Source organism: Acidobacteriota bacterium (genome assembly GCA_009838525.1).
GTDB lineage: Bacteria > Acidobacteriota > Vicinamibacteria > Vicinamibacterales > UBA8438 > VXRJ01.
Genome location: VXRJ01000018.1, coordinates 422,676 through 448,220, shown reverse-complemented (window position 1 = coordinate 448,220; position 25,545 = coordinate 422,676). Strand labels below are relative to the sequence as shown.

Genomic DNA, 25,545 nt, shown 5'->3' with positions numbered 1-25,545 from the left:
CGTCCACGGGGCCGGCCGCGAAAACGGCCGGCACATTCAGAGACTGCGTGAAGTAAGGTGCCCGGTGGCGACTCCGGCTATACCGGCCGCACCCGCGGTCGTACTCACTATCTGGACCGCGCTCGTTCTCTACGTCGCGGGAGAGTACGGCCGAACGCGGCGGGTTCCGGCAACGTGGGCTCGGCCGATCTGGCTTCTCGGGGCGCTCGTCTACCTCGCCCACGTCGCGGCGGCCTTCGGCATCCACCATGGCTGGAGCCACGTCGACGCGTACGACTACACGGCGGCCCGGACCGAGGCGTTCCTGAGTCTCGCCTGGGGAGGCGGACTCTGGGCCAACTACGCCTTCACCACTATCTGGGTGGCTGAAGGCGCCTGGTGGCAGTTCTGGCCCCTCCACCATGCGCGACGCTCCGCGGTCTGGACCACGGCCATACGCTGCATCTTCTTCTTCATGATTGCCAATGGCGCCGTTGTATTCGTCGACAATCCCCGGCGCCTGCTCGGTGTCGGCGTCCTGATTGCGCTCGTCTGGACTTGGCGCGAATCCAGATAAGATGGCCGGCAATTCCTGCGCGTGGACTAGTCGGATCGTGCCAACGCGGAGCCAGAGAGGGGCCACATGTCCATCAACGCAAGACGTTTCATCCGGCTGGCCACGGGAGTGCTGGCGGCAACCGTAGCCGGCTGCACCGCCGCCCCGGACCCACCCGAATCGCTTGACGCGCTCGCGGACCGGGCGCTCGCCCGGATCGACGGCGAGCTTGAAGTCCCGGGATTGAGGGAACCGGTCGAGGTCATACGGGACGAGTGGGGAGTGCCCCACATCTACGCCGCCAACGACGACGACCTCTTCTTCGCCCAAGGCTACGTCATGGCGCAGGACCGGCTCTGGCAGATGGAGATGTGGCGCCGGTGGCGCGAAGGCCGGCTCGCGGAGGTCTTCGGGCCGGACGCGCTCGACTATGACCGCCGCACGCGCCTGATGATGTTCCGCGGGCCGTGGGACGAGACCGAGTGGACGAGCTACCACCCCAACGCGGAGCGCCTCTTTACGGCGCACGCCAACGGCGTGAATGCCTACATCGAGCAGCACCGGGGCAACCTTCCCGTCGAGTTCCAGCTCACGGGAATCGTGCCGGAGCCCTGGACGGCCAGAACGGCCGTTCTGCGGTGGGCGGCGCTCGCGGTCCCGAGCGTGCGCGGGCATGCGATCAACGAGATGCGGCTCGCGATGAGTGTCGCCCGCTATGGCGTCGAGGAAGCCAACCGGCGCGCGGCGCCGGACCCGTGGGACGATCTGGTGGTCCCGGACGGGCTCGACGTGGACATCATCACCGAGGAGATCATCGACGCGATGCGCGCCGGGGACGGGGATCCGTTCGTGGCCGGAAGGCTCCCGCCCCTGGAGGTCGTGGAGCCGTTTCGGGCGCTCATCACCGACGTGCGAACGACTCAGGTCTCGCCCGGTCTCATCGCAACCGAGGGGAGCAACAACTGGGTGATGAGTGGCGCACGATCGCCGACCGGCGTGCCAATCCTCGCCAACGATCCGCACCGGCGTATCGAGATGCCGGCCCTCCGTTACTTCGTGCAGCTTGTCGCGCCGGGCTGGAACGTAATCGGTGGCGGCGAGCCGCCGTTTGCCGGCGTCGACGCGGGAAACAACGAGCGCGTGGCGTGGGGCTTCACGTTCGCCGGCACGGACATGGTCGACGTCTACGTCGAGGAGCTGCACCCCGAGGATCCCGATCTCGTGCGGTGGCAGGACGGTTGGGAGCCGCTCCGGCTCATCGAGGAAGAGATTCCCGTCAAGGGCCGGGAACCGGAGCCCATCGTCCTGAAGTTCAGCCGGCACGGTCCGGTGTTCTACGAGGACCTGGAGAACCGTCGCGCCTATGCCGTGCGGTCGGTGGTCCAGGAGCCGGGGACCGCCGCCTACAAGGGCAGCTTCCAGCTCGCACAGGCCGACAGTTGTGCGGATTTCTTCGACCGCGCAATGCACTGGCTCGTGCCCACCCACAGCCTCATCTGCGGGGACGTCGAGGGCAACATCGCGCTCCAGGTGACAGGGCTGACACCCGACCGCGACGGCTGGAACGGCCGCCTTCCGGTACCCGGCACGGGCAACTACGAGTGGCGGGGATTCCGCACCGATCTCCCGCGCGAGTTCAACCCGGAGCGTGGCTACATCACCACCGCCAACAACAACGTCCACCCACCGGGCTACGAGGGGCGGCCCGTGTTCTACCACTCGTCAAGGGGAGTGGAGACATCGCGGATCGCGCGCCTCCACCAGATACTCGGGTCCGACGAGCAGCTGTCCGTCGAGGATCACATGCGGATTCAGCACGACGTCTACCTGCTCGCGGCCGAGCGGGACATCCCGGCGTTCCAGGGGTGGACGTCCGACGATCCGGACGTCGAGTGGGCGCGCGCCCTGATCGCCGACTGGGACGGCAGACTCACGAAAGAAAGCACGGCCGCGGCGCTCTACGTACGCTGGAACAGCGAGTTCGACGCGCGGGCGCAGGATCCGGCCACGCCGGCGGACGAACGCCGCGCGCTGATCGAAGAGGGACTCGCGGCGGCGCTGGATCGCCTGACCGCGGAGCTCGGACCCGACCGGGACGAGTGGCGGCACGGGCGGGTCCACGCGAGCGAGCTGCCCCACATGATCGCCTCGGCATTCGACCTGCCGGCCGTCGAGCGACCGGGAGGATTCGGCGCCGTCAACGCAACGGGGGCCAACTTCCGCCGCATCATCGACCTCGCGAACCTCGACCGCTCCGTCGCAAGCAACTCACCGGGGCAGTCTGCCCAACCGGGCAGCCCGTACTACGGCAACCTGGTCGAAAACCTGGGCAACGGCGAGTACTTCCCGCTCCTTTATACGCGCGGCGCGGTCGAGGAACACGCAGCCCATCGACTGATGCTGCTGCCCGGGGACCGTTGAAGCGGCGTCAGAGGCCAGCCTGCTCCTTCACGTAGCGGGCAACCTGTTCGTGCGTCGCCCACCAGACATTGTCCGTCTGCTGGATGTGGGCGATCAGCTCCTCGAGGATGATGATGCGGGAACGGTGGCCAATGATGTGGGGATGCGTGGTGAGGAGGAACATCGTCCCCTCCTCGTACGCCTTGTCGAACTCGTCGATGTAGACCTGGAGCAGTTCACGGGGCGACGTGTAGCTGTTCCCCCTCGGGTTCAGGAGCGGTGCGTCGTCGAGAATCCACTCGACCGGCAGCTCGACCATCCCCGTCGGTTCCCCGTCTTGCAGCAATTCGTACGGGCGATCGTCGGCCATCAGCGAGCTGTCGTAGAGGAAACCCAGTCCGCGAATGATGTCGAGCGTGTTCGGACTGAAGTTCCAACTCGGTGCGCGATAGCCGACGGGGCGGTGGCCAGTCACCTCCTCCAGGTAGTCCGTGGCGCGAACCACCAGCTCGCGCTCGGTTTCGGCGTCAAGCGCGCTGTTCAGCTCGTGGATCCAGCCGTGGACGCCGAACTCGTGGCGTCCCGACGCCTGGATGACGTCGACCATCTCGGGAGCGACGACCAGACTGACCGCGGGAATGAAGAACGACGCCGGAATCTCATGACGGTCCATCAGCTCGACCACGCGGCGGAGGCCGACCCGCGCGCCATACTCGCCCTGTGACATGGCGCCCGGCGACGGCTCCGCGTTTCGGGCGATGGTGATGGTGTCGTTGTCGACGTCGAATGAAAGCAGCACGGCGACGCGCGCGCCATTGGGCCAGCTCGCCGGCTGCAGGCTGCGGCCGGCCCGGATCCGACCCGCGATCTCGCGGATCTCGTCGAGGCTCAGGTAGATGCCGGGCTGATCCGCCTGAGTCCGAGCCGTCGCCCGGAGGTCGAACTCCGGAGCGACGGATAGCAGCAACAGCGCCGCCGCTACAGCCAGGCTGGCGCGCGTGAAGTCCGGGCGCATCGTACCGGCCTCACATTGGGTGCAGGATCTGCAACACCTCGTAAATCCGGACAACCGCTCTCGGGTCCGCGCTGCGGGCACGGTCACCATAGTGGGCGGCATGCGCGCTCAGATCGATCCGGCCTGCCGCATCCTCGGCCGACACGCCATCGGCCCGCAGCTTGCTCGCCTGATTCCAGAGATCGCGCAGATAGGCCTGCAGGTGGTCAATCTGCTCTCGCTCCTGGAACGGATTGCCATGGCCGGGAACGATGGTGTCGAAGTCGAGAGCCTTCAGGCGGTCGAGGCTGGCTGGCCACTCATGGACGAAGCCGTCACCCATGTACGGCAGGCCGTTCGCGCCGGGACTGCCGACGAAGAAGTCACCGGTGAAGACAATCTTCTCTTCCGGCAGGAAGACGAGCGTGTCGCCAGCGGTATGACCTCGGCCCGGGTAGTGAAGCTGAATCTCGCGGTCGCCCTTCACAATCGTCATCGTGTCGTTGTACGTGACGTTGGGCGCTTTCACGCGGGTCTCGGCCAGAGCGTTCAGGTGCGCCTCGGTGATGCGGAGATTGAGTTCGAGCTGCGACCGCTCGCTCGCGTCCGTCGCTGCCGCGACCCGCTCCTTCAACTGCTCCACCTGCTGTCGCGTCCCTGCCGTGAAGCTGCGGTTGGTCCGCTGGTTGGGCGAGTCCGCAAGGAACTGCGTCCGGACGTAGTCATGACCGACGATCTCCACGTCGTCATCGAAAATCTGGTTGCCGTGCGCATGGTCGAAGTGGAAATGCGTATTGAAGACGTAACGGATCGGCAAGTCCGTGATCTCGTCGGCGATCTCCGCCACCAGCTTGCGGGCCGCGGCGGGCGTCACGCTCGTGTCGACCAGCATCGCGTGGTCGTCGTTCACGATCACGAGCGAGTTGCTCATCGTCGTCATCGCGCCGGTGCCGGTGGCGAACCAGACCCCGTCGGTTAGTTCCTCGAAACGGTATGCCCGTTTGCCGTCCGTCGGATCGGTTTCCTGCGCGGCCACCGCCACGACCGCCACCATTGCCAGCCCGAGCGCTACTACCCGCGCCAGATCCCGCCGCCCGTTCAGCCAGTTCCGCATGTCTGTCGCTCCTGTTCCCCGTTCTTCGACACGGCCGCCTCGTCGTTCACTCCGCGACGACTCGGCCCGCGATCTCCGGATGATGATGCTCGATGTAGAGGTAGCCGTGGTACACCCCGGTTCGGTCGGTGCGCTCCAGGTCGTGGTCGCGCACATGAATGGTGAGCGTGCGCGGCAGCTTGGCCTCGTAGCAGTTGCCCCGCCGCGCGGTGGCGAGATGGCGGACGACCATCTGCTGCTCGGGCGCGTTGCGGTAGCGCGCCCGGACGACGAGCCCCTCCGCATCCACCCCCGCGCCCTCCGTGCCTACGTCGCTGTAGGCGCCGCCAAAGAAGTTGTCCAGCGGCGACGGGTCGTGGTCGACGCGCCGCAGGGCACGCCGGTTAGCCGCCGCCATTTCCCGCTCCATCACCGAGACCAGAAGCTCCAGGTCGAGGCAGGAGCCGAGCCGGCACTCGGGATGCGGCTTGGGAGGCAGCCTCGGCACCATCTCGACGGCATGCGCCCGCGCTCCATCGACTTGCCGCTGCATTTCGCGCAGCGTTGCGTTGGGTGAGCCGAAGTACGCGACGCCGGTCGCCTGACGCACCACGTAGCAATCGTTCGGGTGCAGCGTGGCTACTTCAACGCCTGGCGAATCGGCAGGCAGCACCCAGTGGTACAAATCCGGCGGCTGTTGAGAGGGAACCTGCTGTCCGGCTGGCGCTGCCGCCCCGACCGCAACGACGGCAGCGACCACCGCGGCAGCGACCACAGTTGCCGGAAACCAGGCCGGCGACGCCAGGGGCTGACGCATTGCCGCGAGCCGGCGGAGCGCGCGGTTGCGGTCCATGGCCGCATTCTAGCAGGAGCCTGCTCGAGCCTCGCGGTATGATGGCCGCGGACAAATCCCGTCACGAGAGCGAGGTCGTTGATGCCTGGTCGCACCCATCTCCGCCTGCCGGTTCTGTTTGCAGCAATTGCCCTCACGGCCGCCGCTGCCGCTGCTCCGCCCGCGGCAGCCCAGCAGGGCGCTCCCGCCAATGGCGAGTGGCCTACGTACGGTGGCGACCTGGGTGGGACGAAGTACTCACCGCTGACGCAGATCGACGGGGAAAACTTCGGCGACCTCGAGATTGCGTGGCGGTGGCTCTCCGCCGACGCCTTCCTCAGTATCGACACGCCGGACGGCGGCGAGTGGTGGGCCGATTCCGCCACCATCTTCGAGGAACTCCTCCGTCGCGACCCCGATCGCTGGCGCGACTCGCAACCGCCCTACATCACCAACCTGAAGGCAACACCGTTGATGGTGGGCGGCCGGCTGTTCATCAACATGCCGACGTCTCAGATCGCGTCGATTGACGCGGCAACCGGCGAGACGCTCTGGGTATACAACCCGAAGACCTACGAGGAAGGTACGACGACGATGACCGCCCGCTGGAATCAGCGTGGCGTCGCGTATTGGTCCGACGGGCCGGAGCGCGAGGACGAGCGGATCTTCGCCGGCACGGGCAATGGCTACCTGATCTGCGTCGACGCCAGGACGGGCGAGCCGTGCGCCGACTTCGGCGACGGCGGCTGGGTCGACCTGACGGAGGGAATCCCCCGCGCCACGCGTGGAGACCGCGACTGGCTCAATGCCCTTCTTTACTCCGTGCAATCGCCTCCGCTCGTCGTCGGCGACACGATCGTCACGCCGTCTTCGATCTCGTCCTACAACATCACGCGCGAGGCGCCGCCCGGGTGGATGCGCGGCTTCGACCCGCGCAGCGGGCAGATGAAGTGGATGTTCCGCACCATCCCGCAGGGGGACGAGTTCGGCAACGACACCTGGGAAGGCGATTCCTGGCGCGTGACCGGCAAGGTGGGCGTCTGGACCCTGATGAGCGCGGACCCGGAACTGGGCCTCATCTACCTGCCCACCAACACGCCTGCACCCGACTACTACGGTGGCCACCGCCTGGGCGACAACCTGTTCGCCGAGAGCATCGTCGCCGTCGATATCGAAACCGGCGAGCGCGAGTGGCACTTCCAGGCAGTGCACCACGGCCTCTGGGACTGGGACTTCCCCGCCGCACCCAACCTGGTCGACATTATCGTCGACGGCCAGACGGTGAAGGCGCTCGCCCAGGTGAGCAAGCAGGGCTTCACGTACGTCTTCAACCGGGAAACGGGCGAGCCCATCTGGCCGATCGAGGAGCGGCCGGTCCCCACGGATACCGACATCCCCGGCGAGCGTCCGTCGCCTACCCAGCCGTTTCCCACACGGCCCGCGCCATTCGAATACCAAGGCGCCGTGATCGACGACCTTGTGGATTTCACACCCGAGATTCGGGAGATGGCCATCGAAGCGGTCGACGGCTACCGGCTGGGACCGATCTTCACACCTCAGATGTGGGAAGGAACGATACAGCGGCCCAGCAGCGGCGGCGGCGCCAACTGGTCCGGGGCCGCGTTCGATCCGGCGACCGGGATCCTGTATGTACCCTCGCGCAACGCCTATTCCGTCCGCCAGTACCGGGAGCCGAGGACGGGCGAGGCGGCGACTCTCGCCGTCATCGAGCGACGCGGCGAGGGTGTAACCCGGCCGCAGATGCCGCAGGGACTTCCTTTGTTCAAACCTCCCTACTCCCGGCTGACCGCGATTGATCTGAACTCGGGTGAGCACGTCTGGATGAAGCCGACCGGCAATGGCGACCGGATCCGTAACCACCCGCTGCTGCGCGACCTCGATCTGCCGCCGCTCGGCGGCGACGCCAGCCGCGCCGGTCCCCTGCTGACGCCGGGCCTCCTGATCTACGCCCTGACTACCGGCGGCACGAACGACGGCCCGCGGCTCGTGGCGCTCGACAAGGCAACCGGCGACGAGCTGGCCTCGGTGGATCTGCCAGGCGGCGCCATCGGCACGCCAATGACCTACATGCTCGACGACCAGCAGTACATCGCCCTGACGGTGGGTGGCGGGCGCGTCCCGGAACTCATCGCCCTCGCGCTGCCGCAGTAACCGTGCGGCCTCCGGCGACCGAATGCCGAAACGCCGGGAAGGCACTGGAGGAACGTCAATGACGGACACACGCGAGCCCGAAGAGGTTGGTCGCCGCCAGTTCCTGAAGACCTCCGCGGCGGGCGCCGCAGGAATGGCGGGTGGAGCCGGCGCTGCCGCCGCGCAGCCGCCGGAGACCCACGATCACGATCACCAGGTGGTTCCCGATGACATTGCGCTACGCGTGCGGGCGCTCGAATCGATCCTTATCGAGAAGAACATGATCGACCCGGCCGGCCTCGATGAGGTCGTCGACGCCTACGAGAACCGGATCGGGCCGCGCAACGGCGCGCAGGTGGTGGCGCGCGCGTGGACGGATCCCGACTTCAGGGCACGGCTGCTGGCGGACGGCACCGCGGCGATCGGCGAGATGGGGTATCTCGGGGCGCAGGGCGAGCACATGGTGGTGGTGGAGAACACGCCGGACGTCCACAACCTCGTGGTATGCACGCTCTGTTCCTGCTACCCGTGGCCGACACTCGGATTGCCGCCAGTCTGGTACAAGTCCTCCGCATACCGTTCACGCGCGGTCATCGAACCCCGTGCCGTCCTTCGGGAGTTCGGGCTCGACGTGCCCGACGACGTCGAGGTGCGGGTCTGGGACAGCACCGCCGAGATGCGGTACCTCGTGCTGCCGGAGCGTCCGGCCGGCACGGAGGGAATGACCGAGGAACAGCTCGTAGAACTTGTCACGCGCGACTCCATGATCGGTGTCGCGAGGGTGGCGGCGCCGTAGCACACGCGGAGGCTGCAGATGAACGGCATCCACGACATGGGCGGCATGGACGGGATGGGCTCGGTGGCCCGCGAAGAAAACGAGCCGGTCTTCCACGAACCCTGGGAGGGTCGTGTCTACGGCCTGGGCCGCGCCATCGGCCGCTGGGGACGCGGCCGCAACTGGGGCAGCTTCCGGTTCGCTCTCGAGAGCCTGCCGCCGGCCGACTACCTGCGCATGTCGTACTACGAGCGTTGGTTCACCGTCCACGTCAACCGGCTGCTGTCAAGCGACCTCGTCACCCGGGAGGAACTCGACAGCGGGTACGCGGACCCGGATGCGGCGCCTCCGGAAGAGTTGCCGGCGAGCGAAGCCGAAGCCGCGTCACCCGGCTCGGGTCTTCTGGACACCGCGGTGAACGCGCGCTTCAACGTCGACGATCCGGTGCGGGGACGTAACATGCATCCCCGCGGACACACGCGCATGCCGCGCTACACCCGCGGCCGCCGCGGCGTGGTCATCCGCGACAACGGTGTCTACGCCTTGCAGGACACCGACGAACAGGGCCAGCGGCTCGGCAACACTCCGCAGCACGTCTATACCGTTAGATTCGATGCGCAGGAGCTGTGGGGCGATCGCGCCACCGCGAGGGATTCGGTCTACGTGGACCTGTGGGAGGAGTACCTTGAACCAGCGTGATCGGAAGGCGCCGGCGATGCCGGTCGACTCCGGCCGGCTCGCGGCCCTCCCGCCGCTCCCGCGAGACGAGGAGGGGCCCGTCTTCGAGGCGCCGTGGCAGGCCCAGGCGTTCGCTCTCGCGGTCAAGCTGTCCGAAGCGGGTCATTTCACCTGGAAGGAGTGGGCGGAGACGCTGGCCGCCGAGCTCCAGGGAGCGGCCGATCGCGGCGAGCCGGACGACGGATCTCGGTATTACCATCACTGGGTCGCGGCGCTAGAACGGCTCGCCACCCGAAAGAGCCTGACGGACGTGGCCGCACTGCTCGACCGCAAGGAAGCATGGGCGGACGCCTACCGGCATACGCCGCATGGCAAGCCCGTCGAACTGAAGAACTCCCGGAAGTCCGGCTAACGGAGCACGGCCGCGTGCGCCCGTCTCGAAGGCCGCCGCGCGCCAGTTTCCCCTATTGGTCAGTGGGATCCGTGGAGCGCCAGGCCGCCCTCCACGCCGCGGCGGCGGACTCCTTGAGCGTCTCCGCGTCGGCGGGCAGCAGATAGCGCTCGGCGACGAGCGCGTCCGCCGCTTCACTGTAGCGCCTCACGTACTCCGCCTCGCCACCGGGATAGCGCTCCTCCAGGGAGAGTCGCGAATCGCCGAGTTCCATACGCTCCTCCTCGGTGCGCGGGAAGGCGATCGTGGAGCCGTTCACGCCGCACAAGTCTCCTTCCGCGAAACCCGCGGCGCGCACCGCCTTGCCCATCGTCGAAAGCGGCGCCGCCACTTCCGGCACGATGACGCCAGCCGTCAGATTGCCGTCTTCGTCGAGGCTCGGCATGAACAGCGGGTACTTCTCTTCGCTCTCCTGCGGTGGCCAGACGGAGAAATCACGCACGCCGAGTTCGCTGATCGCAGAGTTGTACGGCCGGTCCGGGATGGTTGGATACTGCTCGCCCTGCTCTTCAACGGTCACCGCCGTCCCGTCGGCCACCGACGGCGCGCGCGTCGCCGGTGGCTCGACCCCGTCCCGCACCCACTGTACGGTCGCGTCGAACGCCGCGCGGTAGTACGGCCACGGCCGTATCGGGTTCGCCGGGTCGCGGCATCCGGCGTCGCCCTGCAGATGGGCGGTCGCCAGCATCCAGTAGCGCACGCTGGGCGGCAACTCCAGCGCCTGGCCGCTCGTGTCGGTGACGATGAGCGAGGCATGGGCGCCGTAGAACTCGGAGTCGGCGTCCACCTGGATGATGTTCGGGCAAGTGCTCGAGGCCGTGCAGGCGGCCAGCAGCCCATCGGTCCTGCCCGTCAGCGGATCCGTCGTCGTCGCGAATGTGAACGGGAACTCGTCCATCGGGTAGTTGTGGTCTTCGTGCTGGCGCGTATAGCGACCCGGCTGCGCGAAACGGGCGTTGACGAACATCCGGCGGGCGCCGGCGACATACGGCGTCATGCCGTCGAAGACGCGCCGGCCCTCGGAATCCTCGTTGAAACCCTGGTAGACGAAGTCCCTGGCCATCCGGCCGCTCTGCGACGACCCGACCGCCACCACGTGGTCGAGCACCGGCATGCCGTCCACAAAGAGCGGGTTGGGAGCGCCCTGATCGTCGGTGGGGCTGTAGCGCGCGAACGAGACCCAGTCGCGCATGGCGCCGAACCCCAGGCCGTGCACGATCGGATCCCGAGCCTCGTAGACGAACTCGTAGATGGTCCCCGCGTCGGTTCCCGCAGGGGGCGTGACCGCGACCGTCCTGTCGTCGACGTAGTGCCACTGGTCGGCCGGAACCGTTTGGCGCGGATCGTCCTGGAGCTGGCGATGCGTGAGTGTCGCGGCGGTCTTTTCGAGGGTCACTGCCGGATACGTTAACCGCCCGAACGCGGCGCCGTCCGGGTCCTGCCACTCCTCCATCGACGTGCCGGTGATCGTCTGGCCGTTGTCCGTGGCGAGCGGAAAAGTCGCCAGCACTGGACGCGGACTGCCGGCGCCCGGCGCGCCGTGCAACCAGCCGCTCGATACATACGTGTAGCCCTGGTCCATCAGGAACGCGCTACCGGCGTTGTCGGCCGCGTAGCCCGGCCCCGCCTCGTGAAAGTAGCCGAGGACGATGTTGCGGCCGCGGTTGTTGATCTCGTACACCAGGACACCGTTACCCCTTGTGATGTCGACCGGCTTGAGGATGTCGACTTCAAAGGTGTACTCGACCAGGCCGTCCGCATTGCGCGGGGCATTCTGGAGATCCACGATCCCGGCGTTCTGCGGGGCATTCGGATCAGCTACGGCCGTGGCCGTGCCGAGCAGAATCTCGTAGGCGCCAACCTCGCCGAACGACCGTCCGCCGAATGCCGCCTCACGGCTCGTGACGTCGAGCCGGGTGACGCGCGAGTGTGCGAGCGAAGGCGATGCGGATTCCTCTGCGACAGGCGCACCTGCCCCCTGGCATCCGGCCAGCCCGATACCCAGTACGACCGTCAACAGATAGCGTCGGAACCACATCACTCACCTCCAGCCGCGCCGCCCGGTGCGCCGGTCTCCAGACCGGCTTCCCGGCCGCCCGGGATTTCGTCAGAACGTCCGCGTGAAACCTCCGCTCGATCCCCCGAACCGCGAGTTCACGACGTTATTGAAGATCGACCCGAACGAGTAGCTGAAGCCGACCCGGAACTGCCACTCGTAGTCGGTGGCAAGCTGCCGCTGGCGCACCAGGATCTCCTGATCGGACGCCGCCTCGCGCGGCAGGTAGATCTGATCACGGATGAGCGAGCTGTCAGCCCGCAAGGTCAGAAAGAAGCCGCGGAAGAGCCGGATATCCAGCGATCCGAACGCCACGACCCGACGCTGATCCGGCGCGTCGAGAAACTGTGAGAACTCGAGCGTCAGTTCGCTCTCGCCCCATGGTTCGTTCACCTCGTACGACGTCTGCACGGCGTGGTTCAGACGGCGCTCGTCCATCACGTCGAAGATGGTCGGCTCGATGTAGTTGAGCGCGTTGTAGCCGGCGGTGTACAGCACGGTGAACTGCCGGCGCGTCGATTCGGAGTACGGGAAGAAGTTGTACTGAAAGGCCGGGGCGGCGCGCAGCGACAACTCCTGGTTACGGAACGTACTGTTGACGGCCGACCCGCCGACGCCGACACCCATGTGATCGCCCAGGCTCTTGATGAAACGCACGTCGAGCGACGTGTTGCTCTGGACGTTCGTGAACGTGGAATCCGTCAGCGTGAATCGGTCGGTGCGGTAGTTCGAGAAGACACCGAAGCGCATCCGCCATTCTTCCGTGTCGCGGTTGGCCGAGAACGAGCTGCTGATCGACCGCCTCGACTGGCGCTCCTCCGCATCCCAGCGCCCGTCCACCCGCGCGCGAAAGACCCAGAAGTCCCACGGGTCGTCTTCCGGTTGCGCCGTCACCACTCCCCGGCGCGCACCGAGCGGCCCCCCGCTCGGCGCGGCGGAAACCTGCAATTGCTGCGCGAGTGGCGTTTGCGCCGCATAGCGAACGAGGCCCAGGCTCAACATCTGCGCCAGGGTCTGCCGCTCGCTGTCATCGGTATCGTCCTGGGTCGTGAAGAAGACGATCTGATCGTCCAGTCCTTCGAACTGATCCAGGCCGTAGAAGTCCATCGTCCAGGCCCGGCCACCGCCGCCGGTGAACTCGCGCGTAACCAGCACATGCACGTGCGCGTCGGGGAGATCGCGGACGTAGTTGACGAACGTGATCTCTCGGCGGAGGTAGTCGTCGTCACAGGGACCGCAGTCGAGAAAGACCCGGAGGATGTCCGCGCCGTTCCGTCTGATCTGCTCCGTTGCTTCGGCGGACGCGGTCGACTGCGCAGCGCGGGCAGTTGCCGGACCGGCGGCGGTGAGAAGCAGGGCGCCGAGGAACCAGACAAGAGGCGCGACGATGGGACGGCCCGCCGTAAGGCGCATGAATCCGGCATTGTACTATTCCCGGAATGTCCGACCTGCCAGGCGCCGGCGCGACCGCACCTCCGTTCACGCTGAACGACGCTGCCGGCGCGACGCATGTGTTTTCCGCCTCCAACCCGGACGCGGCGCCCGCGACACTGTTGTTCTTCTTCAAACACGACTGCGCAACCTGCGATCTGACGGCCCCGGTGGTCGAGCGCGTCCAGCGTGGACTGTCGACCGCGGGGCTACGCCTGATCGGCGTCTCGCAGGATGACCCGCGGCTCACCAGAAACTTCGCCGAGCGTCACGGTCTGACATTTCCCTGTGCCCTCGACTCGGACCTTGCAGTGTCCGAAGCCTACGGCTTTGACGCGGTGCCGGCACTCGTGCTGGCCGGTGCAGACGGGGCGGTGCTGGCAAGCAGCGAGGGCTGGTCCAAGGCCGAATTCACCGACCTGGCGGCGCGGGCGGCCGAGCGATGCGACATCGATCCGCCCGCGATCGAGCCACCGGATGCCGCGCCGCTCCCGGCGATGCGCCCCGGTTGCGGCTCTCGCGTCCACGATCCGGACGTCGCGCGGCGGCTGGCGGCCAGGCGGGGCGGGAAGGCGCTGGCGGCACGCCGAGTCCGCGTCCCGTCCGGCCTTGACGTGTTCGAATTCCTCGATGAACAAGGGTTGACGGACGGGCTTCCGGTAGTGCCGCCGACCGAGGAACGTGTCGCACGGATGCTGGAAGGAACCACGCGAGGGCCCGGCGACATCGTGGCGGACGTGCCCCCGAACCTCGTTCCGGCGACCGTCGAGAAGATTGCCGTCAACGCCGTCATGGCGGGCTGCCGCCCCGACTACCTGCCGGTCGTGATCGCCGCGGTCGAGGCGGCCTGCACCGACGCGTTCAACCTCCACGGGGTTCTGGCCACGACCTATTTCGTCGGTCCGATGATCATTGTCAACGGTCCGATCCGGCACCGCATCGGCCTGAACTCCGGCCGCAACGTCTTCGGCCAGGGCTCGCGCGCGAACGCCACCATCGGCCGTGCCTTGCAGTTGGTCGTCCGCAACGTCGGCGGCGGCCGCCCCGGCGAAGTGGACATGTCGACCCTCGGCCAGCCCGGGAAATTCACCGCCTGCATCGCGGAGAACGAAGAGCGCAGTTGCTGGGAACCGCTGCACGTCGAGCGTGGCTTCGACCGCGACCAGAGTACCGTGACGGTATTCGCGGCCGAGGCACCGCGCGCCATTCGCGATCAGCTCTCGCGTAATGCGCGATCCCTCGCTACCAGCATGGGAATGTCGATGGAGGCGATCGCGCACCTGAAGCTGCACCGCATGGACCAGGCGCTGCTCGTCGTCTCGCCGGAACATGTCACGACGTTCGAGAGAGACGGCTACTCCAAGCAGCAACTTCGAGAGCGCATCCAGGAAGTCACGTCGAGGCCGCTCCGCGAACTGCTCCCGACCGACGAATGCCAGAAGGGGATGATCCCGAGGAACATCCCGAAGGACTGGCTCGACGAAGACGGCCGGCCACTTCCGGAGGCTCTCGACAATCCTCTCCCCAAGTTCCTGTCCCCCGACCACATCCTGATCGCGGTGGCCGGCGGCACGGCCGGCAAGTTCTCCGCCGCCGTGGGGGGCTGGGCCAGCGGCGGCCTCGGGTCCAGGGCGGTCACGGTAGCGATCCGCGAATAGAACGACACCCCGGCGCCGCCGCGCTATTCGTAGTAGGCGGGCGCCGTGTCGAGCTCCTCGAAAAGCGCCAGATCGTGTTCGATCCAGAAAGTCGCCCCCACGTCCTCGACAAAGGCCTCGATCCGCTCCATCGACGCCAACGTCATGTCGCGGTCGACGTTGAAGGTGGGCACGCGGCGGTCCGCGCGGCTCAGGCGGAAGTGGTAGAGATCCCCCGACAGCACCAGCGGACCGGTCTCGACCAGATCGAGGAACAACACCTGATGACCCGGCGTGTGCCCCGGCGCGGAGAGGATCCGCACCCGGCCATCGCCAAAGACGTCATGATCGCCGTCCAGGATGATGCGCTCGGCGTCGCGCAGGTTCTCGTAGAGTTCCGGCTGCGCCGCCGGCACGTCGAGCGACTCGCCGAACATCGCCTCGTACTCCGGACCCTGCACCAGCCACATGGCGCCCTCGATCTCGTTGGCCACTCCGACGTGGTCGTAGTGCATGTGTGAGAACGCAACGTAGTCGAGCGAGCGGAGATCGAAGCCGAGATCGAGCTCGGCCAACTGACTGGCCAGCGTCTGATCCAGCCTGGTCGTACCCTCCCAGCCGTCCGCCTCGGCAATGGACGAGGGAAGCCCGCCATCCCATAGCATCCGGCCGTCGGGATGCTCCACGACATAGCAGGGCACGACCAGTTGACGCACGTCCGTCTCGTCGTCCTCGATGCTGAAGCGCTCCAGGGTGTCGATCCGGATGCGGCCGCAGTCGAAGACGTAGAGTTTGAGCGACGAGGCCGCCGTCGCGGCCTCCGGCGGCGGTGGCGGCGGCTCTTCCGCTGGCGGTGGCGTTGCGCACGCGCCGGCGGCCGCGCCGATCAGGATCGCGGGAATGACGACGATTCGTTCAAGTCTGGTCATGTGGACCCCAGGATCGCCGGTGCGGGTTTCGAATCTCGTGATTCTATGCTCTCCTTGGTGCGTGCGGATGGAGGGCAAATGACATCCGGGATCCTGATGATTCAGGGGACCGGATCGGATGCCGGCAAGTCGACGGTTGTGGCCGGGCTCTGTCGCCTGGCCCGGCGACGGGGCCTCTCCGTCGCACCCTTCAAGCCGCAGAACATGTCCAACAACGCCGCTGTCTGCTTGGATGGCGGCGAGATCGGGCGCGCGCAGGCGCTGCAGGCCCGGGCCGCCGGACGCCAGGCGACCGTCGACATGAACCCGATCCTCCTCAAGCCGCAATCGGATCGCGGAGCGCAGCTCGTCGTGCACGGGCGCGCGGTCGGAATGCAGGATGCGGCTGCCTACCGGACGGATCGAGGCCCGCTGCTTGCGCCGGTCCTCGAGAGTTTCGAACGGCTGAGGGCTGACGCCGACCTGATTCTGGTGGAAGGCGCTGGCAGCGCGGCGGAGACGAACCTGCGTGCCGGGGACATCGCGAACATGGGTTTCGCGCGCGCCGTGGAGGCTCCGGTCTGCCTGCTGGCAGACATCCACCGGGGAGGCGTCATCGCGGCGGTCGCCGGCACGCGAGCGGTTCTGAACCCGGCCGACACCGCGCTGGTGACCAGTTTTCTGATCAACCGCTTTCGAGGTGATCCGACGCTCTTCAATGACGGGGTGCGGGAGATCGAGGGGCGAACCGGATGGCCCTGCCGCGGTGTCATTCCCTGGCTTGAAGCCGCGCAGCGACTGCCGCGCGAAGATGCCGCCTCGCTGGAGAGCGCCGCCGCGCCGGTCACTGGTGAGCGGAAGCGTTCACTTCGTATCGTGGCTCCCACGTTATCGCGCATTGCGAACTTCGACGACATCGATCCCCTCCGGGCGGAGCCCGGCGTCGACTTCGCGTTCATCCCTCCGGGTGAGCCGATTCCGCGCGACGCCGATGTCGTGCTGCTGCCCGGCACGAAGTCGACGCTGGCGGAACTTGCCTTCCTCCGGACGCAGGGGTGGGACCACGACATCATCTCGCATGGACGCACCGGCGGACGGGTGCTCGGACTCTGCGGGGGCTACCAGATGCTCGGCCGAGCAGTGCGGGATCCCGCCGGAAGCGACGGTGGTTCCGGCGACGCGGCTGGTCTCGGCCTGCTGGACGTCGAGACCGTGATGTCGACGGAGAAGACGGTTCGACCCGCGTTCGGCACCTGCGTGCACGGAAGCACTCCGATCACGGGTTACGAAATCCACATGGGGACCACAAAGGGACCTGACGCCGATGCGCGGCCGTTCGCGCAACTGGCAAGCGGTCCGGACGGCGCGACCGATGCCACAGGGCGGATCGAGGGAACCTACTTGCACGGACTCTTCAGTAACGACCGGTTCCGCAGCGCGTGGCTGGAGCGGGCACGCACCGGAACCGGATCACCGCTCGTCTGGGACCATGTGATAGAGAGCGCGCTCGACGAACTGGCGGATGGAATCGCAGCCGCGGTTGATGTCGACGCACTGTTCCGGGATGCCGGCCTGGAATGACCGACCCCGTGGACGGTGTGCTACAGTGGCCGCGCGCCCTTGCGGGCGCGTTGGGAGTTTCGCGGGCGCGAAACTTCTACGGCGCAAGCTGCTAAAACGCGAGGACATCCGGATGGACGAGTCCATTGTCATTCTCGACCCGACGGACGAGCGGGAACCCTTGGCGCGGCGGTTGGCGGGACGCCCGCCTGCGCTTGCCGGGCCGGTGGGAATTGTTGACATATCCAAACCTCGTGGCGACGTCTTCTGTGACGAGCTGGAAACTCTGCTCCGGAAACAAACCCCCGGAATGGAGGTGATTCGACTCCGAAAGCCCACGTTCACCCGACCGGCGCCGGCAAACCTGCGGGAGGAAGTAGCCGAGAAGTGCAGGACGGTCATCCAGGCGCTGGCCGATTGAGGCTCATGCACGTCGTGCAGTGTGCACGACCTGGTCGACTACGAGGCGCGGGGAATTCCGACCGTGATGGTGGCCTCGTCCGAGTTCGTCTCGGCCGCCGAACTGCAGTCGAACGCGCTCGGAATGCCGGACATTGCGGCGCGGGCAGTCTACGTGCCGCACCCCATTCAGGACGCGACCGACGACGAGATGCGTGCGAAGGCGCGCGCGGCCTTCGACGCGATCCTCGGCGCCGTCACAACGTGACACCGGATCCGGGCATCGTCTGTCCGCACGGCACGAGCGGCCGCGCTGCCGGATAGCGCCGCGCGACAGGGAACGCAGCTAGTCATGCCCGGGACCATCAACGTCGAACATCACGGCGACGTCGCCATCCTCCGTCTCGACAACCCGCCCGTCAATGGTCTCAGCTGGGCCATGCGGGGGCTGCTCGGCGAGCGCATCGCCACCATGTTGGCCGACGACACGGTCCGCGCCATCGTCATTGCGGGTGCCGGACGGATGTTCTGCGGCGGCGCCGACATACGGGAGTTCAACGATCCCCCGCCGCCGAATGCCCCGAACCTTCCCGCCGTCCTCGATCAGATCGAGGCTTCGCCGAAACCGGTCGTTGCCGCCATCCACTCCGTCGCCGCCGGCGGTGGCCTGGAGCTGGCGCTGGCCTGCCACGTGCGGCTCGCGGCGCCCGGTACGCGCCTGGGCCTGACCGAAGTCACGCTGGGCATCATCCCGGGCGCGGGGGGAACGCAACGGTTGCCGCGGCTGATCGGCGTCCAGGCGGCACTCGACATAATCGTGGGTGGAAAACTCCATCCTGTCGAGCGTGCGGTGGAGTACGGCTTCGTCGACGAACGTATCGACGGCGACCTCGTAGCCGCCGCCGTCGGCCGCGCCCGGCAGCTCGCCAACGACAGCCTGCCGCTGCGCCGCGCCTCCACCCTCGAGGAGCATCTGGACGCGGTGCGCGACCAGCCGGATTTCTTTAAGCACTACCGTGACCGGATGGACCATCGGACGCGCGGCTTTGAGGCGCCGTACGCCGCGGTCGACTGCGTAGAGACGGCGCTCCACTTCCCCTACCCCGATGCACTAAAGCACGAACGGGCAGTGTTCTCCCGTTTGCGCGACTCCGATCAGTCGAAGGCCCAGCGCCACGCCTTCTTCGCCGAGCGCGAGGTCGCGCGCATCCCGGACGTTCCGAAGCAAACACCGGTGCGCGCCATCGACGGCGCGGCCGTCATCGGCTGCGGGACCATGGGGGGCGGCATCGCCATGAGCCTGGCCAACGCCGGCATCCCGGTGACGGTGATCGAGTCGTCGCCGGAAGCCCTCGACCGCGGGATGGAAACCGTCCGCAGGAACTACTCACGGACCGTGCGCCGCGGGCGGATGACCGAGGCCGGGATGCAGGAGCGCGTCGCACGCATTACGCCTACACTCGACATGGACGCGATGGCCGGAGCCGACATCGTGATTGAAGCGGTCTTCGAGGAAATGCCGCTCAAGCAGGAGGTGTTCCGGACTATTGACGCCACCGCGAAGCCAAACGCCGTCCTCGCCACCAACACGTCGTCCCTGGACGTCGATGCCATCGCCGGCGTCACGTCGCGCCCGGAGCAGGTGATCGGGACGCACTTCTTCAGCCCCGCCCATGTGATGCGCCTGGTCGAAACGGTCCGCGGCGCCGCAACCTCGCCCGAGACCATTGCGACCTCGATGGCGCTCGCCAAGCGGATCGGCAAGGTGGCGGTGCTGGTCGGCAACTGCGACAGCTTCGTCGGCAACCGGATGCTGTACGCCTATCGCCGCCAGGCCGACTTTCTCCTCGAAGAGGGGGCCTCGCCGCAGCAGGTGGACCGAGCCGTCCGTGAGTTCGGCCTGCCCATGGGGCCGTACGAGATGGCGGATCTCGCGGGTCTCGACGTGAGCTGGCGAATCCGGCAACGACAGGCGGCCGACCGGCCCGCGCACCTGCGGTACTCCCCAATCGCCGATCGGATCTGCGAGGCGGGCCGGTTTGGCCAGAAGACCCATGCCGGCTGGTACCGCTACGACCCCGGGCACCGGACCCCGATTCCGGATCCGGCGATCGACGAAGTGATCGCACAGGTCTCGGCGGATCTCGGAATCGAGCGGCGCAGAGTGCACGACAACGAGATCGTGCCGCGGTGCTTCTATCCGCTGGTCAACGAGGGAGCGAAGATCCTCGACGAGGGCCTGGTCCTGCGCGCCAGTGACATCGACGTGATCTGGATGCTCGGCTACGGCTTTCCGAGGTACCGTGGCGGCCCAATGTTCTGGGCCGACCTCGTGGGCCTCGGCACGATCCACGAGACGATGCAGCGCCTGCACGACGAACACGGCGAGTGGCTGAAGCCTGCGCCGCTTCTGGAACGGCTCGCCCGCGAAGGCCGGACATTTGCCGATCTGGACCGGCAGGGGTCATGACCACGCCCGGCGGGTCCGGCCGCGGTGCCGAGGACGAAGAGTCCCCCGCGCCGGTTGACGCCGGCGCCGACCTCGTCGAGTGGTACTTCGAGCAGGGCTGGACCGACGGCCTGCCCGTCGTCCCTCCGACCCCCGCCACCGTCGAAGCGATGGTCGGCGCGCTGGGCGGCGATCCGGATCGCCTGGAAGCGCGCATTCCGCCCCGCTGGGGGAACCTGACCCGCGAGGTGCTCGCGATCAATCTGGTGCTCGCCGGCTGCCGTCCCGACTACGCGCCGGTGGTCCGGGCCGCGCTTCTCGCCCTCACCAGCGGCGCTTTCAATCTGCACGGCGTGCAGGCGACGACCCATATGGCGGCGCCGCTGGCGGTGGTAAACGGGCCGGTCCGTCATGAGATCGGACTCAACCCCGGCGCCAACGTCTTCGGCTCCGGATGCCGAGCCAACGCGACCATCGGCCGCGCCATCCGCCTCGTGCTGCTCAATGTCGGCGGCGCATGGCCGGGCGACCTCGACAAGAGCACGCTGGGCCATCCCGGGAAGTACACGTTCTGTATCGCCGAGAACGAGGAGGCGAGCCCCTGGACGCCGTACCACGTCGAGCATGGCTACCGTGCCGAGGACAGCACCGTCTTCTGCATCGCCGCGGAAGGTCCCCACAGCGTCACCAATCACGTGGCCAACGACCCTGAGGGCATCCTCGACAGCGTCGCGTCGGCGATGAGCACCATCGCCCACAACAACGCCGTCAGCAGTGGATCGTGCGCCGTCGTCATCGGCCCGGAGCATGCCGCGACAATCGCCGCCCGGAGCTGGACGAAGAACGACGTGCGGGACTACCTCTGGCACGCGGCCCGCAACCTGTGGGAAGCGCTGACGTTCAATGACCGCTACGGGAAGATCTACAACCGCAACCTGCCGGCCGAGTATCCGCGTGAACCGGGAGCGCGGACCCCGGTCGTCCCCTCACCCGACAACATCCATCTCTTCGTCGCCGGCGGCGACTCCGGTCGGTTCTCGGCCTTTCTTCCCGGTTGGGGACACATGACGTCACCTGTGTTACGTTCGATTGATGGTCGTCCACCGGTGAGCGGCGAGTGCGAGGACGGCACCTGCTCGCTGTGACATCCGGCGGCCCGGCCGATCGCCTCTTCACCCGTCGGTCAGCGGCAAGTAAAGCAAACAGCGCCTAACTGACGACATGCTCCGCCTACAGGTTCATGACGGCAGCATCAAATCGCCAATTCGCGCCTTGGATGAGTACTTCCGAGAGGGTGGAACTTCCATAGTTCGTGCAGCTTTCGAGCGTTCATACTTCGTCCATCCCGACCGCGTCTATGAACGACCAGTCTGGTATCCGGATCGCGTCCGAACGAGCAAGGAGCACTACCCCGGCCTCTCCAGAGGCAAACGATCGTCTTGGGCGGGAGACGGCCGACCCGTGACCTTGGGTGACAACACATACGCGCAACAAGCGTGGGCTCGGTACACGGGACGCTCGCTCGAGCGTGGTTCCGGCTACACCGTGCGGCACATTTGGGGGCACCCCTGGGATCCCGATGCATTCACCGCTGGCTGGAACCTCTGCTACATGCCGTTCTGGGCAGGCATGTTGACGGAGGAGCAGCATCCGCATCCGGAACTACAACGGGCGATCCGCCAGGCCTCGTGGATTCTGTACTTTCGGAAGCACCCGGTTTGTTCCGCACCGGACTTTGTCCAAGATCAAGGCATGGATCTGGACCGGCTTCTCGGCGAGCAACCGCTGCTCGTCGCGGAACAACGCCAACGGAACACGTCTCTTGGCGCGCAACGACGACGCTAGTCGTAGGCCGCCGTGTCGGACACGTGAACAACCGGCTTTCCCATTGCCATCTCGACAAGTCGGCTGAGTCGCCTACGACGGTCATCGACGAATTCATCGAACGCGTCCCGCCGCAGCAGATCTGGCGCGAGCGCGTGGCTGGCCAACAACTCGTCCATCTCACCGTCGTTCAGACGGACGTGTTTCTCGCTCTGGAGCTTCGGCAGGTAACGGGACGGGGCTTCGCCGCCTATCTTGCGGTTCGCCTTGTAGGAGATGGGAGTCTTGTTGAGAATGCTGTCGTAGCGATTCCTCTCGATTTTTTTCGGCCTCTGCCCTTCGCACCAGTCCCGCGGGAAAATGTGGTGGATGTCGAGAGCGATCTCGTCGGCATCTAGCTCCCGAATCGCAGCCTTCCAGTACCAGTCCCTAGAACCTTCGCGAAGGACGAGCACGTTAATGCCCTTGTACGCCGCGCTCAGCCGCGAGCGCAGAGTGTCGAAGCGATCCGGCTGGAAGCTAGCCTCGCGCACTGTTCGCGGCACGGCATCGTCGTCTTCGAACCAGCCAAGAAGCTCCTCATAGTCGTTGGCCATGCGAGTCTCGACGGCACCGCCGTACAGCTCACCGAGTACGCCGCACCAGAACCAGCGCGTCAACTTGTCGTAGATTCGAGGCTCGAGCCAACGGTCACCCAGGCGAGTGAGCACCGCTGCCAGCGGGACCAGTTGCGTGCGATAGGGCAGCTCCCGCTGGCTGTAGAAGTACTGCTTACGCAGGAAGCGCGCGACGTTGCGAAACCCCGCCTCCAGCTCATCCGCCCACCGTTTCCAAGCGCCGAGTGGCAGTTGGAGGATGTCGGCGCGCTTGGCGCTGACCGGTCGTACCTGCTTTCCAATCTTGCCGCTGGCGAGGTCCGCCCGTCGGAGTTCGTGTGTACGCAGCAGGCTGACTCCTTGGAGGAACTCTGTGGCCTCGATCCCTTCAAGGAGTGCGTCCCGACCAATGCGCTCCTTGCGGGATTCGACGTTGCGCGCCCCTGACCCGAACCAATCGTCGCGGAGGTTGTAGCCGTCCGCCGCGTAGGTGGCCGTGATTAACTCGAACACCGAAAGACGTACACCGCCGGTGTTCACCTTCTCGAAGACCAAACAGACCGCCTCTTTGGAGGTTTCCTTCTGTAGCTCGATGACAGGGATCTGGTAGGTACGAAAAGCGGCGAGAACCTGGCCGCGAAACTCCATGTAGGTAGCGAACCGTTCAGGTGCCACGCGGTACAGAGTGGCCTCCCAGTCATCCGAAACCATGATCTGATTGCACGGGAAGTGCAAGCGCTGGCACTCCAACTCGATCGTTGACAGGTCGAGATCCACTCGCCGGCCGAAATCGCTTCGCACCTGTCGATTCTCGTCCACGGCCACAACGGCGTCGTCCAAGGAGTTCGGTGCGGCCAGCGCCTGCTGAATGTCAAAATAGTAGTAGCGCTTGATCTTCTTGCGTTTCGCGGTCTGCGTACGCACCGGCTCGTCAAGCGAGAGAGCTTGGACTAACGTCGTGAGGCGCTGCTGCCCGTCGAGAATCAGCTTCTCGGGCACGCGATCTTCCGGAACTCTCGCCTCCAAACCCTCCACCGGTCGTGTCTGAAAGCGGACTTCGCCTCCGGCCTCAAGGAGCATCACGGCGCCGATCGGGAAGGAACGAGCGATGCTCACGAGTAGGCTGTGAATATGGTCGTCGTCCCAGATCCAGCCCCGCTGGAAGTCCGGCAACTGGATCCGACCCTCCTTGATCTGCTGAAGAAGATCGCTCAGCGAAGCCTTCGTGCTGTCGAACGTACTCATTCCTATCCTCGGATGATTCGTCCCTCGACGCCGGTCTGTCGCCGGAGGAACTCTAATGACCCTAGGGCGGCGTCAGTCTTGCCGCCCGGTGTGTTCGGGTTGGGCTCGACAGGCAGCGGCTCATTGTGTCGGTTCAGCAGGGGACGATCAAGCCCGCCGGACTGTAGGCGTCGGAGGGGCAGGTGCGGTCGCCGGGCCGCGCTGCTGACCCGCCGGCCAATCGACGGCCGCAAGTCGACCGTGGGACTGAGGCCGCAGGCGTGATCTCCTTCCAAGAAGGAAGATCCCGAGGGGAGCGACCCGGGGCAGCAGGAGTGACGGGACCCTGTGCCCTCCTGTGATATGGGACCTACAGCCAGTCACAGTCTGTAAAGGCAATTTCCGTCCGGATCCCTCGCGCCGTATCATCTTTCTGCCCCGTGATCGACTCCGTTGCCCCGTGCTCAATGTCTGTCGGCGTTGTAGTTCGCGCCTGAGCGGTCTGCGGGAACCATGTGATCGACCCCGGGATGCAGGTCGGTTCGTGACTTGGTCATGATGGCGTGTCGACTGTGCGGGCCTCGTCACGCAGCGGTGTGGCACGCGCGAGTTGACTGATTCGCGGTCTCGCGAGAAGATTCACGCCGCTGTACTGGAGATCTTGAGTTGCCGTTGACTCGCAGAACACTGACACGACTAGCGGAAGCAGTCGCCGACCAGTTCAGCCATGCTTACATCTCGAACCTCTACTTCGAGTTCTCTGTAGACGCTAGTGACCCCGGCGATGGCCCTAACAAGCTCACGCGGAGCCGTGAACTTGTTAGGGCCATCGAAGCAGGTCACGCGGAGATCGCGACGGACGAAGCACTCGTCGACCTTTCGAACCGCGTGCTGGACAGCGAGTACGCGCGCGAGCGGCACACCGCTTTGCTGGCCTCGCTGGCCGCCGATGGCTTCGAATGGGGGTTGGACCGCTTAGTTCCCTCGATGCCCCTTCCAGCGCAACCCGCTCCGGAGGTGAGTGCCCTCGAGAGCGACCTCGACCGCCCCGAGCTAAGAGTGGCGGCAACTCACTACCGGCAGGCGGTCGACAATTTCGTTGATGGCAATTTTGAGGCCGCCAATGGACAGCTTCGTTCCTTCTTGGAGGCGCTTTTCCAAGCCTTGGGAGTATCGGCCGGCGCGCAGACCAACGTAGGGGCCGATGCCGCGGTGGTGCATCTCCGAAGAGTGGGATCGTTGGACGAAGCGGAGAGCCGGCTCCTCAGAGGGCTCTGGGCCGGTGCACAGGACAACGGCCCCCACGCCGGACTTACAAACGAAGAAGAAGCCCGATTCCGGTTGCACACCGCAACTGCGGCTGCACGTTACCTTCTCCGTAGAAGGCAGTGACTAGATACTCTTCATCGCCGGCCGGGTCCGACGGTGGCTCAGAGCGACCCGCCATGCGTCGTCCATCAGCGGCCGTTGTCACTCGAACAGGCCCGATCGGGCGTAGGCTGCCTCAACCCTACTCGCCACGACATGCACGAGAGCGGCTTCGACCACCTCG

General features: G+C 66.4%; 19 protein-coding genes. 13 read left to right on the top strand and 6 right to left on the bottom strand.

The window, feature by feature from the left end; genetic code table 11:
- Positions 1–64 precede the first annotated feature (64 nt).
- Both F4Y45_07860 and F4Y45_07855 read left to right on the top strand, forming a co-directional pair.
- Entirely contained in the window at positions 65–556 is a 492-nt protein-coding gene (locus tag F4Y45_07860) for a hypothetical protein (protein ID MXY24423.1), read from the top strand.
- 66 nt (positions 557–622) lie between these two features.
- A complete protein-coding gene (locus F4Y45_07855) occupies positions 623–2,956 on the top strand; it encodes a penicillin acylase family protein (GenBank protein MXY24422.1) in 2,334 nt (777 codons plus the stop codon).
- A 7-nt stretch (positions 2,957–2,963) separates the two neighbouring features.
- On the opposite strand, the gene F4Y45_07850 is transcribed toward F4Y45_07855, so the two are convergent.
- Positions 2,964–3,950, bottom strand: coding sequence for a polysaccharide deacetylase (locus tag F4Y45_07850; GenBank protein ID MXY24421.1), 987 nt, complete (start codon positions 3,948–3,950; stop codon positions 2,964–2,966).
- 10 nt (positions 3,951–3,960) lie between these two features.
- On the bottom strand, positions 3,961–5,328 hold the full coding sequence (locus F4Y45_07845; GenBank protein ID MXY24420.1) for an MBL fold metallo-hydrolase: 1,368 nt from the start codon (positions 5,326–5,328) through the stop codon (positions 3,961–3,963).
- A gap of 628 nt (positions 5,329–5,956) precedes the next feature.
- Between F4Y45_07845 and F4Y45_07840 the strand changes: the two genes are divergently transcribed.
- From F4Y45_07840 to F4Y45_07825, 4 genes are read left to right on the top strand one after another with little or no spacing between them, the layout of a single operon-like run.
- Positions 5,957–8,026 carry a pyrroloquinoline quinone-dependent dehydrogenase gene (locus F4Y45_07840; protein ID MXY24419.1) on the top strand — a complete coding sequence of 690 codons (2,070 nt, stop codon included), beginning with the start codon at positions 5,957–5,959 and terminating at the stop codon, positions 8,024–8,026.
- A 58-nt stretch (positions 8,027–8,084) separates the two neighbouring features.
- Entirely contained in the window at positions 8,085–8,801 is a 717-nt protein-coding gene (gene nthA, locus F4Y45_07835; protein MXY24418.1) for a nitrile hydratase subunit alpha, read from the top strand.
- Positions 8,802–8,819: 18 nt separating this feature from the next.
- A complete protein-coding gene (gene nthB / locus F4Y45_07830; protein ID MXY24417.1) occupies positions 8,820–9,479 on the top strand; it encodes a nitrile hydratase subunit beta in 660 nt (219 codons plus the stop codon).
- 16 nt (positions 9,480–9,495) lie between these two features.
- Complete coding sequence (locus tag F4Y45_07825) at positions 9,496–9,870, top strand: nitrile hydratase accessory protein (GenBank protein MXY24416.1); 375 nt, start codon at positions 9,496–9,498, stop codon at positions 9,868–9,870.
- 52 nt (positions 9,871–9,922) lie between these two features.
- On the opposite strand, the gene F4Y45_07820 is transcribed toward F4Y45_07825, so the two are convergent.
- Both F4Y45_07820 and F4Y45_07815 read right to left on the bottom strand, forming a co-directional pair.
- Entirely contained in the window at positions 9,923–11,947 is a 2,025-nt protein-coding gene (locus F4Y45_07820; GenBank protein MXY24415.1) for a hypothetical protein, read from the bottom strand.
- A 69-nt stretch (positions 11,948–12,016) separates the two neighbouring features.
- On the bottom strand, positions 12,017–13,378 hold the full coding sequence (locus F4Y45_07815) for a hypothetical protein (GenBank protein MXY24414.1): 1,362 nt from the start codon (positions 13,376–13,378) through the stop codon (positions 12,017–12,019).
- A gap of 26 nt (positions 13,379–13,404) precedes the next feature.
- Between F4Y45_07815 and F4Y45_07810 the strand changes: the two genes are divergently transcribed.
- A complete protein-coding gene (locus F4Y45_07810) occupies positions 13,405–15,054 on the top strand; it encodes a TlpA family protein disulfide reductase (protein MXY24413.1) in 1,650 nt (549 codons plus the stop codon).
- 23 nt (positions 15,055–15,077) lie between these two features.
- Here F4Y45_07810 and F4Y45_07805 read toward each other — a convergent pair whose 3' ends face one another.
- A complete protein-coding gene (locus F4Y45_07805; protein ID MXY24412.1) occupies positions 15,078–15,962 on the bottom strand; it encodes an N-acyl homoserine lactonase family protein in 885 nt (294 codons plus the stop codon).
- A 78-nt stretch (positions 15,963–16,040) separates the two neighbouring features.
- Here F4Y45_07805 and F4Y45_07800 point away from each other — a divergent pair, with 78 nt between their 5' ends.
- From F4Y45_07800 to F4Y45_07780, 5 genes are all read left to right on the top strand, one after another.
- On the top strand, positions 16,041–17,522 hold the full coding sequence (locus F4Y45_07800; protein ID MXY24411.1) for a cobyric acid synthase: 1,482 nt from the start codon (positions 16,041–16,043) through the stop codon (positions 17,520–17,522).
- A 112-nt stretch (positions 17,523–17,634) separates the two neighbouring features.
- Positions 17,635–17,922, top strand: coding sequence for a hypothetical protein (locus tag F4Y45_07795; protein MXY24410.1), 288 nt, complete (start codon positions 17,635–17,637; stop codon positions 17,920–17,922).
- Between the two features lie 21 nt (positions 17,923–17,943).
- Entirely contained in the window at positions 17,944–18,168 is a 225-nt protein-coding gene (locus tag F4Y45_07790) for a hypothetical protein (protein MXY24409.1), read from the top strand.
- 84 nt (positions 18,169–18,252) lie between these two features.
- Positions 18,253–20,370, top strand: coding sequence for a 3-hydroxyacyl-CoA dehydrogenase (locus F4Y45_07785; protein ID MXY24408.1), 2,118 nt, complete (start codon positions 18,253–18,255; stop codon positions 20,368–20,370).
- Entirely contained in the window at positions 20,367–21,494 is a 1,128-nt protein-coding gene (locus F4Y45_07780; GenBank protein ID MXY24407.1) for a hypothetical protein, read from the top strand. The genes F4Y45_07785 and F4Y45_07780 overlap by 4 nt, the downstream gene beginning before the upstream one ends.
- Positions 21,495–22,190: 696 nt before the next feature.
- Here the strand turns inward: F4Y45_07780 and F4Y45_07775 are convergent.
- Positions 22,191–24,014, bottom strand: a complete 1,824-nt coding sequence (locus tag F4Y45_07775) for a DUF262 domain-containing protein (GenBank protein MXY24406.1) — start codon at positions 24,012–24,014, stop codon at positions 22,191–22,193.
- A 645-nt stretch (positions 24,015–24,659) separates the two neighbouring features.
- On the opposite strand from F4Y45_07775, the gene F4Y45_07770 reads away from it, so the two are divergent.
- A complete protein-coding gene (locus F4Y45_07770; protein ID MXY24405.1) occupies positions 24,660–25,385 on the top strand; it encodes a hypothetical protein in 726 nt (241 codons plus the stop codon).
- Positions 25,386–25,545: the final 160 nt, after the last annotated feature.

Excerpts from the sequence above, each read along its gene's own strand:
- F4Y45_07850 (MXY24421.1), bottom strand. The coding sequence starts at position 3,950 with ATGCGCCCGGACTTCACGCGCGCCAGCCTGGCTGTAGCGGCGGCGCTG.
- nthA (MXY24418.1), top strand. The coding sequence starts at position 8,085 with ATGACGGACACACGCGAGCCCGAAGAGGTTGGTCGCCGCCAGTTCCTG.
- F4Y45_07825 (MXY24416.1), top strand. The coding sequence starts at position 9,496 with ATGCCGGTCGACTCCGGCCGGCTCGCGGCCCTCCCGCCGCTCCCGCGA.
- F4Y45_07855 (MXY24422.1), top strand. The coding sequence starts at position 623 with ATGTCCATCAACGCAAGACGTTTCATCCGGCTGGCCACGGGAGTGCTG.
- F4Y45_07795 (MXY24410.1), top strand. The coding sequence starts at position 17,635 with ATGGACGAGTCCATTGTCATTCTCGACCCGACGGACGAGCGGGAACCC.
- F4Y45_07815 (MXY24414.1), bottom strand. The coding sequence starts at position 13,378 with ATGCGCCTTACGGCGGGCCGTCCCATCGTCGCGCCTCTTGTCTGGTTC.
- F4Y45_07785 (MXY24408.1), top strand. The coding sequence starts at position 18,253 with ATGCCCGGGACCATCAACGTCGAACATCACGGCGACGTCGCCATCCTC.
- F4Y45_07800 (MXY24411.1), top strand. The coding sequence starts at position 16,041 with ATGACATCCGGGATCCTGATGATTCAGGGGACCGGATCGGATGCCGGC.
- F4Y45_07840 (MXY24419.1), top strand. The coding sequence starts at position 5,957 with ATGCCTGGTCGCACCCATCTCCGCCTGCCGGTTCTGTTTGCAGCAATT.
- F4Y45_07810 (MXY24413.1), top strand. The coding sequence starts at position 13,405 with ATGTCCGACCTGCCAGGCGCCGGCGCGACCGCACCTCCGTTCACGCTG.
- F4Y45_07775 (MXY24406.1), bottom strand. The coding sequence starts at position 24,014 with ATGAGTACGTTCGACAGCACGAAGGCTTCGCTGAGCGATCTTCTTCAG.
- F4Y45_07845 (MXY24420.1), bottom strand. The coding sequence starts at position 5,328 with ATGCGGAGGGGCTCGTCGTCCGGGCGCGCTACCGCAACGCGCCCGAGC.
- F4Y45_07805 (MXY24412.1), bottom strand. The coding sequence starts at position 15,962 with ATGACCAGACTTGAACGAATCGTCGTCATTCCCGCGATCCTGATCGGC.
- F4Y45_07780 (MXY24407.1), top strand. The coding sequence starts at position 20,367 with ATGACCACGCCCGGCGGGTCCGGCCGCGGTGCCGAGGACGAAGAGTCC.
- F4Y45_07820 (MXY24415.1), bottom strand. The coding sequence starts at position 11,947 with ATGTGGTTCCGACGCTATCTGTTGACGGTCGTACTGGGTATCGGGCTG.
- nthB (MXY24417.1), top strand. The coding sequence starts at position 8,820 with ATGAACGGCATCCACGACATGGGCGGCATGGACGGGATGGGCTCGGTG.